This window comes from Nocardia terrae (assembly GCF_009760405.1).
GTDB lineage: Bacteria > Actinomycetota > Actinomycetes > Mycobacteriales > Mycobacteriaceae > Nocardia > Nocardia terrae.
Genome location: NZ_WRPP01000005.1, coordinates 333,771 through 349,360, shown reverse-complemented (window position 1 = coordinate 349,360; position 15,590 = coordinate 333,771). Strand labels below are relative to the sequence as shown.

The following is a 15,590-nucleotide window of genomic DNA, read 5'->3' as shown; positions in this document are numbered from 1 at the left end:
GATCGCTCGAAGGTGTCGAGGAGTTGGTCCTGGTGCTGGCGGGCGGGCGGACCGGTAGGTTGCCCGCCCGCTAGCAATCAGGTGTCAGGAGTCGATATCGATGGTGTTGGCGTCGAGGTCGCCTGCGGCGGCTTGTTCGACCGGGGTGAGGTGGTGGCCGTTGTCGGCGAGGAAGTGCAGGTAGCGGCGGACACCGCGGTCGGTGTGACGCCATGCGTCCTTGCCGGTGCGCTTTTCGTAGGCGCCGAGGACCAGGCCGAGGGTGATCACCTGGCAGCGTGCGGGTTTGGCGTCGCTGATCGTTTTCAGCAGCTCGCTGCGCCACCCGGTGATCCCCAAAAGCTCGTGGGCGGTCTTGTCGGCGTTGTACTCGTTGATCAGTCCGGGATCGTCGGCGAGGGCTTCGGCCACGAACATCGCTGCCAGCACGGGCGGGGTCTTGCGGGTCAGGAACGCGGTGACGAATTCCCGCCTTGCCTGCAGGGCCGCCTCGCCCTGCTTGTTGAGTTCCCGCACACGGCGGGCGGCCTGCTTCTCCTGTTCCCGCTTTTCCTCGGCGAGACGTTCGGCTTCGGCGCGCCGTTCAGCCGCGGCAGCTGCCGCCTCCTGGCGGTGCTGAGCGACAACCGGATCCACGTCACCAGAATCGCCATCGGCGTGCTCGGAGTCGGCGGGACCGGCCGGATCGGGAACGCTGGCCGGATCGTTCTCCTGGTTGGTGAAGTCGGAGGCCAGTCGCAAATCGGTGTCGGCGAGCCGCTCGGCGCGCAGGTAGTAGGCGGGCTCCCACAATTGGCGTTGCTCGACGCTGTCGGCGTGGCGCATCCCTTCGGCGGGCGTGGTGTCGGGCTGGCCCTTGGTGTGCCAGTCGACGGTGCTGGGATGGACTGTTGCGCCGGTGTCACGATCGAGCAGAGCCTGCTCATCGGTGGGCAGACAGTAGACCACCCAGCAGTCGGGATGAGCGTGGATATGAGCAGGGGTGACTTGGTCGCCGTCGCTGGTCCGCAACTCGATGTCGGCGACGAATCGGTCGTCCTCGTCGGTGGGTTCGGTCGTGAGTACACCGAATCCGAGCGCGGCATACGGCAGCGATTCCAGGAACTGGTAGCGGGATTCGGCGCGGTCGAGCCCGATACGTTTGGCTTCGTAGCCGAACGCGCTGCGCGAGACGGACATGAGCCTGGCGACCGCGTCGGTGTCGCCGACCGCCTCGTACTCGGCGATCACGGCGGCCTGCTCGAAATCGAGCTGACCGGAATCCACGACCCGGCGGGCGGTGTCGCTGCCGCCCACCGCCACAGCCAGCTTCACCTGATCCCGCTTGCGGATCCCGACCTCGCGGCCGATCCGAGCCAGTGAGGCACCGAAGGCGTACATCTGTGCCATCCCGCGGGCCCGGTCACCCTCGGTCAACGCGATCCGGTAGTCGTTGGCAGTGATCTGCTGCGCCGTGCGCCGGATCGCGCGTTCGGGTGCGTCGATGGCCGGCGCGGGGGTCACCCAGACCGGAACTTTCTTCACCTTCAACGCCAGTGCGGTCAGCAGTCGCACCTGCCCCTCCCAGACGGTGATGGTGCCGTCGGTTTCGCGATGCCCCAGCACCGGGATCAGGACACCGTGCTGGCGGATCGAGTCGGCGACGTCGGGATGGTCGGCGAGATCGAAGTTCTTGCGCACGTTTTCATCGATCACCAACTGCGCCGGGGGCAGCAGCAACGCCTCCACGGCGTCGGTGTCGCCGTCATCTCGAGCGGCAACGCCAAGCTCTCTACCGGCCGGATCGATCCTGAGTTGGGGGTCCTCGCCGGAGGTTGGTGTCGGGGGTATCGGGGTGGTGTCGATCGTGGTGGACATTGATCAGTTCCTTCCGAAACGGAAAAGGCCGGGCATCGACATCGCTGATGCCCGCCCGTAGCGGTTGTGTGACTGGATTGAAAGATGCTGGGAGAGAGCGTTTATGAGTGTTCGGCGGCCTGTGGTTGGGTGCGGGTGGTGACGTTGAGCGGATACAACGCCCAGATTCCGGTGTCGCTGACGCGGAAGATCCAGTGCTTGCCGTTCCAGCCGCCGATATCGGCTCGCCATGCGGCGATGGTCTGTTCATCCAGATGCGAGACCGAACCCGCAGTCCCGAAGTGCTGGGCGTGCGCGTATTCCTCGCGAGAGAGCGTGTCGATCATCGAACTCAACCTCCTGGAGAGATGAAAATGGGCCAGGCACCCGGTGATTGGTGGCGACTGGCCCGTTGGGGACAAAATGTTCAGTTGTTGGGATTCGGTCGACCTTCTGGTGAATCATGATGTGGCAGAGAGCGTCTCGATCAGACCAGGGTCATCGCATGTACGGCCAGATCGTCGAGGGCGCTGGCGCGGTCGGGGTCGGGCACGGTTTGGGAGTAGCTGGTGACCGCGTTGGCGATCCCGGCGGCGGTGAGCTGTCCACCGGCGATGAAGTGCGACAGGATGCCGCCGCGTTCGGTGTCGCTGAACCCGAGGCGTTTGGCCAGTACCTCCATGGTCCGTTCGGGCTGAGTGACCGGCGCGCCGGCGGCGTGTTCGAGTTCGTCGACGCGGGCGGCGAAGAACTCCGGCGACAACCATTCGGCAACCTTGTCGCGAGTCTCGGCAGTGATGACGGCCAGCTTCTTGCGGTAGGTGTCCTGCGACCAGGACACGGTCCCGGTGTCGAGGCGCTCGCCGATATGCCGGTGGGTGTGGGCGAACAACGGCAACGTCAGCCCGTTGCCGCAGATCTTCACCCACAACTCGGGCGTCAATCGCACCGCGCGATGACCGGTTTCGTCGTTGCTGAACCGGAACCCTGCGAACATGACCGGCTCGCTGCCGGGCTCGTAGCCCTTGCCCTCGGAGGCTGCTGCACGCCGCCACCGATCCACCTCGCCTCCGACCGCTCGGCGCGCGGCTTCCAATTCCGGATTGGCGAAGGGACTGCGATAGTTCTCGAGGAACCGTGGTGCGAGTGCGGAGACCTGCGGCGAATAGACCTTGCAGTGCATCGACGACTCGGTCAGATCGCAGTCGCGGACCTCGACGTCGGCCCCGGCGCCACGAATGCCGTCGAGGACCGCGGCAAGGACATCGAGGTTGTCGATGATCCCGTACCGATCCGACACCATCGCCCGCAGCACCCCGGGCTCACACGGCCCCGCAGAAGTGAACAGCCGCAACAGAAATGACCGGTCATCCGGTTCCGGCAGGTCATTGCTGACCGGGCCGTGCAGCCAGCCGTTGACGTTGCTGTCGTACAGATCCAGGCGATCACGGTCCCGCAACCGGCGCAGATAGCGGATCGGAATACCGAGCTTGTCGGCGATCTGCCCATCGGCCGCGGTCGTCGGCTGATAGAGACCATCGACCGAGGTGACACCGCGCTCGTCGACCACGGGGGAGACACCGAACAGCTCCATCATCCCGGTGTTCGAACGCAGCGAATCCGCCGACGCGACAACATCGACTTTGGCGGCCTGCTGCTGCTCGAGCAGCGGCACCAACTCCTGCAACGACAGATGACGAACATTGGAGAAGATCGACACCGAACTGTCCTTTCTCGGAAGGGATTTCAAGCCGGACTTGGGTGTGGACCGCAAATGCATCAGGAGCGGTCGGCTCACAACTCGATGTGGTCGCGGACGGCCTGCACGAGCGCCGCCGCGGTGTTGACCTCGGTGCGTGCGCGGGCCAGTCGCAGGGTTGCGGCGTGCATGCGCATGGCGGCGAGGTCATGGGTGTGGACGGCGCGCTGCAGACGGCGATTGGCCGCGTCGTGCCGGAAGTGCGCGACCCGCATATCGGTGAGGAAATGCATCGCGATCGCTTGCAGCACCCGGTCCATGGCGTCCTGGATGTGTTGGGGCTGATTGCCGAGCAGGCGCCCGAGGTCGGTCACCAGGCGGCCGGATTCACCCAGCACGAGGGTGGGGGTACCTGGTTCGTGTCCGGACCAGGCGGGGCGGAAGGCGACAGCGGCGGCTGGAGCGGCCATCCATCGGCCGCCCACCGTGAGCCCGCAGAATTGGAAAACGACCATCGGCCGCGATTCGTGGTGATCGTCGGTCTGCATGATCTGCTCGGACAGCTCGACGAGCACAGTCCCCTCGGCCCGGACCTCGTCGGTCGGATGCAAGGTGTACTCGCTGCGAAGATCGAGCGGTCCGTCGCTGGCGCGCTGCGTGAAATCGGGAAGTGACATCGGACTGGAATCCTTTCCAAGACAGGGGATATGGATGCAGACGGGGACTTCAGGGACCGCCGGAACGGGCGGTGTCGGGCGACTTGGGCGTGCACGAAGCACGGCGTCGATCAGTTGGTGTCGGCCGGTTGATCGGGCCAGGTTGCGATGACTTGCTCGGAGATCAAGTCCGTGATCTGGATCGATTCGACGGTTTCGTGGTGCGCGGCATTATGGGCGACGATGGAGGCCGGGGTCGGCGTGTGCGTTCGGCACGCGTGTGCCGTCGTCGAATACGGAAACATGGACCCGTGCACGATGATCCGGGCGTCGGCGATGATGCCTTGACCGAAGTGCTCACCAAGCTCGCAGCGCGGCGGCAGCGTGAGATAGGTCGTTTCACCAACGGATAGCCGCCGCAGCGGCACCAGTGGATGTTCAACCCACCAGCTACGATGGCGGCGATTCACAGAAAAGCCCTGCGGCAGAAGCGAAGCCAGCATCGCTGCATCACATGCGGTAAGACGTGCAGTGACCGTGATTCGAGCCTCGTTGCCGACGTACCGCACTCGAACTGGGAATTCGGTCTCGCTGCCGATCCGTCGCCGACGCGTCTGCGGACATGCTGGATCGGCATCCTTGATGGACTCCTCCCTGCGTGAACTCCTTGTAGGACAAAGAAAGTGGATGAGAAGGCGGCAAACCTGGTCGCTTCTTCTGGTGTGATCGGTGGAGATCGGCTGGCATCGGCCCCGAGGGCATGCCGATGCCAGCCGACGATCGGAGCCCGCGCTGTGCGGCGCGTTCATACCGACGGCGCGGCGGGCTGAGGTACCTGTCAGGTGATGATCACCAGTTGCCGGGAGGGCGCAGCTCGGTGGTGATCCAGCCTTTGCGCTGGTGCTCCATCCGGCCCGCGAGGGCCATCGCCCGCGCAGGTCCGCTCTGGGGCGTGACCCAGACCGTCGCGCAGAACTCGACGACATCCTCGGCGCACCAGCATGTGTGCACCGAGTGCAGCCGATGACAACCATGCGCACGCAGCGACCGTGTGACCAGCGCCGACAGCAATCTTGCCGACACCATGGCGCGCAGCTGAGTCGCCGGTCGGCGATGATCGAACACCTCCAGCACCATCACCAGAAAATGCGACAACCACTGACGGGCAGCCTCGGGATCGGCACGGACCGTGTCCATTTCGAGGGTGCCCGAACTGGACGAGCCGGTCATGGCACAACAGTGCCGGGTGCCGGTCCCGACTCGGGAACGAGCAGCGAAGCGCTCTCAGTTCGTGGCTGACTCAGACCGTCGATGACATCGTCGGCGCAGGTGACCAATTGGGCCAGACCGTCGGCGATGAACCGATGGCATCCCGCGGACGTAACCGAGGTGACCGGACCCGGGACCGCGAATCCGGGCCGACCCAAGCGCTGGGCCCATCGCAGGGTCGACGCCGAACCGGACCGAACACTCGCCTCGACCGTCACCGCTGCCGCCGACAAAGCGGCGATCAGCCTGTTCCGGTCCAGAAGCGCATACCGATGGGGCCTTGCGCCCGGCGGATACTCGCTGACGACCACACCGGATGCCGCGATCTCGTCCAGCAACTGCCGATGCGCGCTCGGATAGGCAACATCGAGGCCACACGGCAGAATCGCCACCGTGGCCCTGCCCGCGGCCAGTGCGCCACCATGCGCCCTCGCATCGATACCGAACCCGGCACCCGACACCACCGTCCACCGCCGGCCGGACAGATCCTCGGCGAACTCGGTCGCGATCCGATCGCCGTATCCGGAACTGGCACGCGAGCCGGTCACCGCGATCGCCCGCGCGGTGACCTCCCGCAACGAACGCGCACCACGCACCCACAACGCCAACGGCGCCACATCGCCGGGATTCTGCGAACCCGACGGGAGACACGACAGCAACTCACTCGGCCACTCGCCATCGTCCGGGGTCACCAACCTGCCCCCCAAACGCTCGATCCGTTCGAGATCGTGTGCGGCAGCCTCGAACCCACCGCTAAACTCGACCCTCGAACGCAACACAGGATCGGGTAGTCCACCCCTCAGCAGGACAGCAGCCGCCTCGACCACGCCGACACTGCCGACCAGCTCGAACAACGGCCTCGACGGACCACGCGCAGCACGCGCCAGCAGTGCCCAGGCAAGACGATCGGAATCCGCTGTGCTCACTTCGCGACCTCCATCGGCGTATTCGGCTGCACGACACCGATATCGACCCGCAACGCGGCGGCGGAATCGACACCGTGACGAACGAGCTTCTCGAGCCGATCCGGAGCCATCGCGGCCCGCAGACCCACGTCGAGCAGATGAGCCATCCGATGCTCGGGATTCGCGGCCAGCGCGGACTCCAGCGCGATCCCCGCCAGGATGCCATCGCCGCGCCGGTAGGCGCTGAACGCCAACAACATTGCCGCATCCGCACGATCCGGCCCCACGAGCGCCCTGGTCAGGGTCAGCCACATCTGTTCCGCCGCAACTGCATACGCACCGGCGGTGACGCCGAACATCGTGTCCCGCACGGTGAGGTCGCGTAAGGCGACCGCAACTTCGGCCAACGCCGTGTGCGCGGGCGTTCGCCCGTCAGCAGACCTCTTGATCACCTCGATCGCCCGCCACAATGCCATCCGGCTGTACGCATCCGGATTGTTGATCCGCACTGCCCGCACAAACCGTTTCTGCGCATCCGCGGCCGCCTCCGCCAAAACTGGGGCCACCAACTCCCGCAGGGTCTCGTCGGCAGCAACCAGATCCACAAGCTCTGCACGAGAGCGGAAGAGCGGGCAAGCGTCCTCGAACACCCGCCGCACGGCCAGCATCGAAGCGTTCGGATCAGGCAGACTGCCATGGACGTACGGGTGATCCAAATTCCACCAGGGCGCACCGTATTCGATCGTGGTGACACCCCACGCGTTGGTGAGAACAACACCGATTTCGGCCAATTTCCGACCCAGCGCATCAACCAGATCCCGATGCGGGCGATGAGCACGGGCACCAGGGCAAAGCGCAGGCGCGACCCGATCATCAACCACAACAGCCAGCGCGGCCACGATGTCGCGACCGGAACAGACATGCGCGATCTCGGATACCAGCGGGATATCGGCCCCGCGCGCACGGTGTGGGAGGTCGACCCGCAGCGCCGAATGAACCTCGTGCGCACCGTTACCCGGTGGCTGTTTGACCGTGACTACGACCAGCGAGCGTTCCGGGACGAATCCGAGCATGGCGGGGATATCGGCAATGAGATCGCCAGGACCCTCGATGTGAACCTGCGACGACATGGCAAGGCTCCTTCGTTGCGAAGTAAGCCCCACAGACGCAACGCGTCACCGAATCACTTCGATCGCGCCGCGCCCTTCGGGGCGGTGGGCGCAACGCGTTGACACCGGCGGCGGACAAGGGCGGTCAAGCCGCAGCAGACACCACCGCAGCACACCGTGCACCGGTTGGCACGGCTTCTCCCGACTCGATGCGGCTTGACCGCCCGCGCCGCCGGTGTAGCGTGCGCCCGCCCACCGCCCCGAAGGCACAGGCGCATCGATCGCCTCGGCGCTCGGAAGGTCGTTTTCTGACATCCCATATGGGTTGTGGAGGAGCTGATTGCAGCGGCTCACTGGCCCGTTCGATCCTGGAATTACCGCTCAGGAGTATCGAAACGAGAAACCATAGCAATCGACAGGCAATCACCCGGCCTCTTGTCTGGCGTCGACACTATTAGGAGAGTCGCCTATGCCTACCAGCGATGAATACCTGACCAGAGCGCAAGTCGCGCACCGGTTGAAGTTATCCGCGAAGACGCTCGCGAACTGGAAATCAATCGGCAAGGGACCGAGGTGCGTTCGTCTCGCTGGTGGGCGCGTCCGATACCCCAGCGAGGAGTACCTCGCGTGGGAGCGGACGGAATTCGATCCGTAAGGCGGGAAGGGGTCTGGCTTGGTGAGGGAAAGGTTGGTTCCGGGCGGGCGTCCGCAGAAGCATCAACTGCAGCCCGTGAAGGATGCTAACGGTATTTGGCGGCTGGACCGTGTTCGGCACAGGACCTTCAGTGGCGCGTACACGACCACGAGCGGGTCTGGCTACACCCAGGATGAGTGCTTGGAGGACTGGGAGCAACGATTCGAGGTCAACCGTAACAAGGGATCGGTTCGCAAGCGCCGCAACGGTGTTGCTCAGAAGAGGTTCACAACCGAGGACAAGATGATCGACGTCTTCGACTGGTTCATCGACGTGTGTGAACGACGGGTGGTCAAAGGTGAGATCAAGCGCCAGACAGTGGACACCTACAAGCGAATGATCTACGTCTCCGAGGGGCCGAGGTCCAAGGATGACGCCATACGGCTGGAAACCGAGATGGGTGGACTCACACTGGGAGAGGTCGGCGATTCGGGTTATCTCGCCGACTATCTGGACGATATCGCGGTAGTTGCGCCGGGTATCGCGCACCAGCACTATTCGATCCTCTCGGGCATCTTCAAGCGGCTCGTACTCAATGGTCCCTTCAAGTACAGCCCAATGCTTCCCGTCTCGAACCCGTCCGCGCGCGGAGGACAGCAGCGGGCCTTGCGGTTGGCGGAACGTGAAGCGCTGTATGACCTTTTCACCGCTCGCGCTCGGTGGACGAAGTACCGAGTGATGTTGCTCCTGCTCTTGCTGGGTACAGGCCTGCGAATCGGCGAGGCACTCGCATTGCGTTGGATGGACGTGGATCTGCGGGCGGGTGACGAGTGCGCGGTCATCCATGTCTGCGGCACAGTCGTCAAGGGTGTGCACGGTTCCTTCCGGCAAGAGAAGCGCAAGAACAACGGACGCTTCTACTACCTGACGCTGCCGATGTGGCTGACGGTTGAACTGCGGGAATGGCGTCGTCTGGCCGGGGACGTCGAGGAGACGGCCCATGTGCTGGTGAGTAAGCGGGGTTGCCTCGTGTCGACGGCAGCCGCGGACCAACTGCTGCAGAAGGTGGTTCGGGGCACGGCCCTGGAATGGGTGCAGTACGGCAACCTCCGAGACACTGCCGCGACACACGTGGCAGGCAAGACGAACGATCCGCTGCGGGCCAGTGCCCAACTGGGGCACAAGGAGGCGTCCACGATCGCGACGGTGCACTACATCGACCCCGAGGGATACACGCGTCCAGCAGTGGACAACGTCGTGGCGATGGAGTCGCTGCGACCTTCAAAACGTGAGCAAAGTGTGAGTCTGGAGGCCGCGTAATGTACTCGCAACGCTGTGACCTTGACGTTCCACGTGTTCAAGGCGTATCAACCTGGGTACAGCTACCGATGTAACCGGTAAGACGACGCGTGGAGAGAGGCGGTCCAGGTGTCGATGCGTCCTTCGTTGCCGACACGCCTGTGGCGCGTGCGGCCATGGAACCCCAGTCCGCTCATGCGTGTCTCGGATCGGGCCGAGGTGGTGTTGCGGGCGGTGGCGGTGGTCGTGGTGGCCGCGGCGGTGCCGGTGGCGGGGGCTATCGGGTCGGTGAGTTATACCGGTGCGCAGGCGCGGATCGAGGCGCAGGACGCGGGGAAGGTGAAGGTCAGCGCGACCGAGACCGCGGATGCGGTGCGGCTGCCGGATCCGGATCATTACGCGGGGCATCAGGATCGGTATCAGGCTCCGGTGCAATGGAATATCGACGGGAAGACCGCGACGGCCACCGTGGATGTGACCGGGCCGCAGCCCGCGGGGTCCACGGTGACGCTGTGGGTCAAGAACGGGCAGCCCACGCTGGCTCCGGCCCGGCCGGGGGCCGCCGCCGCGGAGGGGATCGGGACGGGGCTCGCGGTGCTGGTCGAGACCTGGTGTGCCGCAGCGGCGACGGTGTGGTTCACCGGCACCGTGTTCGATGCCAGACGGTATGCGCGGTGGGAGCGCGAGTGGCGGGGGATCAACCGACCGATCGGTAAGGATCTGTAAGCCGCTGCGCCGGTTCAGTATTCGCCGTGGATGAGATTGCGGGGCGGCTCGCCCGACAGGTAGCGCGCGATCTCGGCGGCGGCGATGGTCCAGCCGCGGTGCAGATTGCCGTTGCTGCTGCCGCCGACGTGCGGGGTCAGCAGCAGTCCCGGAGCGTCCCACAGGGGATGGCCGGCGGGCAGCGGCTCGGGGTCGGTGACGTCGAGAATGGCGCGCAGGCGGCCGGATCGGAGTTCGGCCAGCAGATCGTCGGTGCGCACCACCGGGCCGCGCGCGGCATTGACCAGGATGGCGTCGTCGGCCATGCGGGCCAGGAAGGCGGCGTCGACCATGCCGATGGTGGCCGCGGTCACCGGGACCATGAGCACGACGGCGTCGAAATGCGGGAGCAGGTCGGGGATCTCGTCCACGCCGTGCACGCCGTCGCGCGCTTGCGTACCGACCAGTTCGACTGTGGTGTCGAAGGGCTCCAGCATGCGCCGCAGCTCGGTGGCCAGATCACCCGCGCCGATGATCAGGATTCGCTTGCCGTGCAAGGTGTCCGTGCGGTGCTGGGTCCAGCGGTGCTCGCGCTGGGCCACCGCGAAACCGGTGAATTCCCGGTACACGCTGAGCAATCCGGTGATCGCCCACTCCGCCGTGCTGGCGCCGTGCGCGCCGCGCCCGGTGGAGATCATCACCCCCTCGGGCAGCTTGCCCACCCAGATCTCGGCCCCGGCGGTGAGCAGTTGCACCAGCCGCAGTTTCGGCAGCGAGCGCGCCAGCTCGACCGCCTCGGGGCGACCGGCGAGGAAGGTGGGCACCAGCACCTCGGCCTCGTCGGCTCCGGCGGGCAGCGGCTCGCCGAGGGTATAGCGCAGTGGCCGCGCACCCTCGAGCCGCGAGATCGCCTCGAAACCATGGTCGTCCGGAACCAGCACCGTCACCGTCATGACTGCGACGCTAGCCGACCGGGCGCGAGTCGGTCGTCCCGGTCAGTACCGGGGGTGAGCGAGATAGCGGGCGGGCGCGCCCAGCAGCCAGCGAATCAGTGCGACGGTCAGCACGATGATTCCGAGGGAGGTGAGGGCCGGCGTGGCGATGAGCCAGCCGGCGTCGATCAACGCGAGACCGAGCACGGCGAGCATGCGATGTCCTCTGGGACCGGAGTCCTATTTTGCGGCAGGTTCGGTGGTGGCGGGTGTGCCCTGGCCCTTGCGGAACGGGTTGACCGACCACGTCGGCCGCGCGAACAGGCGTTGCGGGGTCTTGGTCATGGGAACCACCGGCTGCCGGGGCGCATCTACGCTACGCGCGGGCTTGGCCGCCGGTGCCGGTTTTGCGAGTTCCTTTCGCGCCGCCGCCATTTCGCGCCGGGACTGGCGCAGCTCGCGGCGCGCCACCACCCCGCGCCGGGAGGTGGTCCAGAGACCGGCCAGCAACAGGATGAATCCCGCCGTGCCGACCGCACCGACCAATATTCCGTAGGCGAACAACAATCCGGAGGACCCGCCATAGGCGTGGTCGAAAACGGTGAACCCGTTGGGCAGGGTATGGCTGCCACCGCTGTTGGCCTGAATTCCGGCCACCGCCACGGTCACAGCACCCAGCAGAGCGATGAGCCCGATGATTGTGAACATGTTGTCGACATGCCCGCTGCTACCCGGGCCAAACCCGATGACCGGCGGGTTGTCCGCAAGTCTCGGCGGTTCGCGCACGCCGTGACGGCTATGTCCGGATCGCGGTACGGGGTTCTCGGCGTGCCGCCGCGCCTAGTCGGCAACTCAGTAGCAAACTTTCGGATATGTCCCCATTGCCTGGTTGTCGGCGCGGGTAGCGGCTCCGGTGGCCGTGTCCCTCCGTCGTGGCCCGTCGCCCATGCTGGCGACCGGGGGCGCACCGCCGGACGGGCCGGGCTGGGCGGTGGAGATGAAATGGGACGGGGTGCGGATCATCGCGGTGTGCGAGAGCGGGGGATGCGCCCTGTACAGCCGCAACGGGAACGACGTGAGCGCGGCGTATCCGGAAGTCGTCGCGGCGTTGAAAGCGTTGCCCGGCAACGCCTCCGTGATCCTCGACGGGGAGATCATCGCCCAGGATCGTGACGGCGCGCCGTCGTTCGGGCTGCTGCAGCGGCGCATGCACGTGGCGCGGCCGGGGGAGCAGTTGGTGGCCGAGGTGCCCGTGCAGTTCTTCGTCTTCGATCTGCTCACGGTCGACGGCCTGGACGTGACGGGGGAGACGTACCTCGAGCGGCGGGGTCGCCTGGCCGAATTGCACCCCGCCGCACCGGTTTCGGTGCCGCCGTACTGGACCGGTGTGGACGCGGAGAAGTTGCTGCAGGTGGCGCGCGAGCATCGGATCGAGGGGATCGTCTCGAAGCGAACGGATTCGGTGTATCTGCCCGGCCGGCGATCGCCGGCGTGGATCAAGACGCCGCTGCGGCAGAACACCGAGGTGGTGGTGGCGGGCTGGACGCCGGGTGCGGGCGCGTTCGGCGCCACGTTCGGCTCGCTGGTGATGGGCGCGCACGACAATACGGGGAGGTTGGTTTTCATCGGCAATGTGGGCACCGGCTTCACCCACGCCGCCCGCCGTGTGCTGCGCCGCGCACTGGACGAGATCACGGTCTCGGCAAGCCCTTTCGAACACACCCCGCCGGAAGCCGCTGCGGGCGGCTGGCACTGGGTGGACCCGATCCTGGTCGCCGACGTCGAATACCGCGAATTCTCCGGCGAACGCCTGCGCATGCCCAGCTGGAAGGGCCTGCGCACCGACAAGCCCCCCGCCCTGGTGGAGGTGCCGCCGGTGCGCTGATGCTGGGAGTGAACCATGAGATGCGGCAAGGCAATTGGCGAATTTCCTCACGATCGACCACAATCGGAGGAATGGGCGGCGTTGGGGCACGAAAGCTGCGCGAGCTCTCGGCTGCCGATTCTCTGAAACGGCTGGCGAGCGCGCAATACGGGCGAATTGTCTACTCGCGCCGGGGACTTCCGATCATCCGGCCTGTCAATCACATCGTCGAAGAGGACGTCGTGGTGGTGCGCGCGCATCTGGGCGCAAGCCTGTTGCGGGGCGACGGCCAGGTGGTGGCCTACGAGGCCGACTCCTTCGACGAGCACACCCGGCAGGGCTGGAGCGTGATCGTCACCGGGGTGGCACGCGTGGTGATGGACCCGGAGCAGGTACAGCGGTACGAGACTCTGCTCGATCCATGGATAAACCTGCCGATGGACCATGTCATCCGGATCGAGACCGAGGTCGTCACGGGGCTGGAACTGATCGACGAGGCCGGCTGAGCCACGCCCGCGCACCACGCCACGTGCGGCGGTGACTGTGACGCCAAATACCTCTCCGGTAGCGTGACACGCCGTTGGACCGAGCACGGCAATCCGCCGGCAAGCTCGGCGCGGCCGGATACCTCGCGACACCAATGGCGAGTTCCGGTCGCGCGCACGTGAGAGGAACCGCATTTGACTGCATCGGAAAGGCAGCTACCGGGCACCGGTACCGCCGCACCCGCCGAGGACGAGGGATATTCGCGCGGCCTGTCCCCGCGCACCATCCAGATGATCGCCATCGGCGGCGCGATCGGCACCGGACTGTTCTACGGCGCGGGCGGCGCGATCCAGAAGGCCGGCCCGGCGCTCATCCTCTGCTACCTCGCCGCCGGCCTCGCGATCTTCGTGATCATGCGGGCGCTGGGCGAGCTGCTCACCTATCGCCCGGTCACCGGCAGCTTCGCCGAATACGCGAACGAGTTCCTGGGCCGCTTCGCCGGATTCGCCACCGGTTGGACGTATTGGGCGGTCTGGGTCGCGACCTGCATGGCCGAGATCACCGTCGCCGGTAAATACGTGCAGTACTGGTTCGACATCCCGCAGTGGGTGACCGCGCTGGTGGTGCTGGGCATCATGTTCATCGCCAACCTGGTGTCGGTGCGACTGTTCGGCGAGGGCGAATTCTGGTTCTCCGCCATCAAGGTCACCGCCATCGTGGCCATGATCGTGATCGGCATCGGCGTGCTGATCTTCCACTTCGGCCACGCCGCCAACCCGACCGTCACCAACCTGTGGAACGACGGCGGCGTGTTCCCCAACGGCTTCGGCCAGGCGCTGCTGGCATTGCAGATCGTCGTGTTCGCCTATGTCGGTGTGGAACTGGTCGGCGTCACCGCCGGTGAGGCCCGCGACCCGAAGACCACCCTGCGCAAGGCCATCAACACGCTGCCCTTCCGCATCGGCCTGTTCTACATCGGCGCGCTCATCGTGATCATGTCGGTGTCGAGCTGGCGCACCTTCCACGCGGGCCGCAGCCCGTTCGTCGAGGTCTTCGAGCAGATCGGCATCCCGGGCGCGGCGGGCATCATCAACTTCGTGCTGCTGACCGCGGCCCTGTCATCGTGCAACTCGGGCATCTATTCGACCGGCCGCATGCTGCGCAGCCTCGCCCACCGCGAGGAAGCCCCCGCCGCCCTCGGCTCGCTGAGCCCCCGCTCGGTGCCCGCCGCGGGAATCGCGGTCTCCGCGGCGGTCATGGTGATCGGCGTGGCCGTGAACTACTTCTCCCCGGACAAGGCCTTCGGCTACATCACCTCGGTGTCCACCATGGGCATCATCTTCGTGTGGGGCATGATCCTGGTCTGCCACCTGATCTACCGCCTGCGCGTCAAGCAGGGTGCGCTGCCCGCCAGCGATTACCGCCTCCCGGGCGCGCCGTTCACCACCGCCCTCGCCCTGGTCTTCCTGGCCCTGGTCGTGGTGCTGCTGTTCTTCACCGAGGACGGCCGCAGCGCCCTGATCGTCGGCGTCGTCTGGGGAGCCCTGGTCTGCATCGGCTATCCGCTGCTGTCCCGCAAACACGCGGAAACCGCTGCCTGACAGCCCCTCCGAAGAAGTCGAGGCCGTAACCGCCACTCCGCGTGGTGGTTACGGCCTTTCTCGATCAGGACACCTTGCCGGTTGCAGCGGTGATGCCGAGGTCACAACACCGCGGCCGCGGTGAGCGCCATGATGGCGACACTGGTGAGGACGATGGGCCAGACGGCCAGGGCGCGGCTCGTACGGTGAACTCCGGTGCGGATATTGGTCAGACCCCAGATGCTGAGCCGGTCGCGGTGGCCGATCCATCCGTTGGTGAAAATCGGGTCGTCGATTGTCAATTCCATGGACCGGGTCGGGAGGAAACGGGTCTCGCGCTTGCGGCCCTCAGTGTCGATGAACCGCAGGACCATTGCCCAGCGGTGCTCCACCGGTGAGAATCGCGCGAAGAATCGGGCGAGGTCTCGATTCTTCGCGCGGGCCAGCCGATGTTGCGCCCCGGCCGCGATGATGAACGCCGCCAGGGTCGGTAGCACCGCGACGGGCAGAAACACCTGCTCGGCCAGGAGGACCAGCATCGGCGCCACGAACCAGAGTGGTTGCGGGACCGCGGTTACCACGCGGTCCGGTCGACCGATGATCGTTCCGATAACCG

The 15,590-nt window shown here is 66.0% G+C and carries 17 protein-coding genes; 5 read left to right on the top strand and 12 right to left on the bottom strand.

Going from position 1 to position 15,590, the window contains the following annotated elements; all coding sequences use genetic code 11:
* Positions 1-84: 84 nt before the first annotated feature.
* The 8 genes from GPX89_RS25725 to GPX89_RS25690 form a co-directional block, all read right to left on the bottom strand.
* Entirely contained in the window at positions 85-1,857 is a 1,773-nt protein-coding gene (locus tag GPX89_RS25725) for a ParB/RepB/Spo0J family partition protein (protein WP_157390223.1), read from the bottom strand.
* 101 nt (positions 1,858-1,958) lie between these two features.
* Positions 1,959-2,183: a hypothetical protein gene (locus GPX89_RS25720; protein WP_157390222.1), complete on the bottom strand. Its 225-nt coding sequence runs from the start codon at positions 2,181-2,183 to the stop codon at positions 1,959-1,961.
* Positions 2,184-2,323: 140 nt separating this feature from the next.
* Positions 2,324-3,556 (bottom strand): hypothetical protein, encoded by a 1,233-nt coding sequence (locus tag GPX89_RS25715; RefSeq protein ID WP_328602319.1) that lies wholly within the window; start codon positions 3,554-3,556, stop codon positions 2,324-2,326.
* A 74-nt stretch (positions 3,557-3,630) separates the two neighbouring features.
* Positions 3,631-4,212 (bottom strand): hypothetical protein, encoded by a 582-nt coding sequence (locus GPX89_RS25710; protein WP_157390221.1) that lies wholly within the window; start codon positions 4,210-4,212, stop codon positions 3,631-3,633.
* A gap of 110 nt (positions 4,213-4,322) precedes the next feature.
* Positions 4,323-4,694, bottom strand: coding sequence for a hypothetical protein (locus GPX89_RS25705; RefSeq protein WP_157390220.1), 372 nt, complete (start codon positions 4,692-4,694; stop codon positions 4,323-4,325).
* Positions 4,695-5,040: 346 nt separating this feature from the next.
* Positions 5,041-5,421 (bottom strand): Rv3235 family protein, encoded by a 381-nt coding sequence (locus GPX89_RS25700; RefSeq protein WP_157390219.1) that lies wholly within the window; start codon positions 5,419-5,421, stop codon positions 5,041-5,043.
* Positions 5,418-6,239 (bottom strand): DNA-processing protein DprA, encoded by an 822-nt coding sequence (dprA, locus tag GPX89_RS25695; RefSeq protein WP_328602378.1) that lies wholly within the window; start codon positions 6,237-6,239, stop codon positions 5,418-5,420. The genes GPX89_RS25700 and dprA overlap by 4 nt, the downstream gene beginning before the upstream one ends.
* A gap of 143 nt (positions 6,240-6,382) precedes the next feature.
* Positions 6,383-7,495 carry a DUF4192 domain-containing protein gene (locus GPX89_RS25690; protein WP_157390217.1) on the bottom strand — a complete coding sequence of 371 codons (1,113 nt, stop codon included), beginning with the start codon at positions 7,493-7,495 and terminating at the stop codon, positions 6,383-6,385.
* 814 nt (positions 7,496-8,309) lie between these two features.
* On the opposite strand from GPX89_RS25690, the gene GPX89_RS25685 reads away from it, so the two are divergent.
* Together GPX89_RS25685 and GPX89_RS25680 are read left to right on the top strand one after the other, a co-directional pair.
* The gene (locus tag GPX89_RS25685) at positions 8,310-9,428 is read left to right on the top strand and encodes a site-specific integrase (RefSeq protein ID WP_157390216.1); all 1,119 of its coding nucleotides are present in this window, start codon (positions 8,310-8,312) and stop codon (positions 9,426-9,428) included.
* A 114-nt stretch (positions 9,429-9,542) separates the two neighbouring features.
* Positions 9,543-10,133: an Rv1733c family protein gene (locus GPX89_RS25680; protein ID WP_456237940.1), complete on the top strand. Its 591-nt coding sequence runs from the start codon at positions 9,543-9,545 to the stop codon at positions 10,131-10,133.
* A 14-nt stretch (positions 10,134-10,147) separates the two neighbouring features.
* Here GPX89_RS25680 and GPX89_RS25675 read toward each other — a convergent pair whose 3' ends face one another.
* The 3 genes from GPX89_RS25675 to GPX89_RS25665 are packed head-to-tail and all read right to left on the bottom strand — an operon-like array spanning position 10,148 to position 11,752.
* Complete coding sequence (locus GPX89_RS25675; RefSeq protein WP_157390214.1) at positions 10,148-11,065, bottom strand: 2-hydroxyacid dehydrogenase; 918 nt, start codon at positions 11,063-11,065, stop codon at positions 10,148-10,150.
* A 42-nt stretch (positions 11,066-11,107) separates the two neighbouring features.
* On the bottom strand, positions 11,108-11,260 hold the full coding sequence (locus GPX89_RS25670) for a hypothetical protein (protein ID WP_157390213.1): 153 nt from the start codon (positions 11,258-11,260) through the stop codon (positions 11,108-11,110).
* A 24-nt stretch (positions 11,261-11,284) separates the two neighbouring features.
* Positions 11,285-11,752 (bottom strand): hypothetical protein, encoded by a 468-nt coding sequence (locus GPX89_RS25665; RefSeq protein ID WP_157390212.1) that lies wholly within the window; start codon positions 11,750-11,752, stop codon positions 11,285-11,287.
* A gap of 238 nt (positions 11,753-11,990) precedes the next feature.
* Here GPX89_RS25665 and ligD point away from each other — a divergent pair, with 238 nt between their 5' ends.
* From ligD to GPX89_RS25650, 3 genes are all read left to right on the top strand, one after another.
* Positions 11,991-12,929 carry a non-homologous end-joining DNA ligase gene (gene ligD / locus GPX89_RS25660; protein WP_157390639.1) on the top strand — a complete coding sequence of 313 codons (939 nt, stop codon included), beginning with the start codon at positions 11,991-11,993 and terminating at the stop codon, positions 12,927-12,929.
* 71 nt (positions 12,930-13,000) lie between these two features.
* On the top strand, positions 13,001-13,414 hold the full coding sequence (locus GPX89_RS25655; protein ID WP_040816457.1) for a pyridoxamine 5'-phosphate oxidase family protein: 414 nt from the start codon (positions 13,001-13,003) through the stop codon (positions 13,412-13,414).
* A 174-nt stretch (positions 13,415-13,588) separates the two neighbouring features.
* Entirely contained in the window at positions 13,589-14,995 is a 1,407-nt protein-coding gene (locus GPX89_RS25650) for an amino acid permease (RefSeq protein ID WP_157390211.1), read from the top strand.
* 101 nt (positions 14,996-15,096) lie between these two features.
* On the opposite strand, the gene GPX89_RS25645 is transcribed toward GPX89_RS25650, so the two are convergent.
* The gene (locus GPX89_RS25645; protein ID WP_207710603.1) at positions 15,097-15,555 is read right to left on the bottom strand and encodes a hypothetical protein; all 459 of its coding nucleotides are present in this window, start codon (positions 15,553-15,555) and stop codon (positions 15,097-15,099) included.
* Between the last annotated feature and the right edge of the window lie 35 nt (positions 15,556-15,590).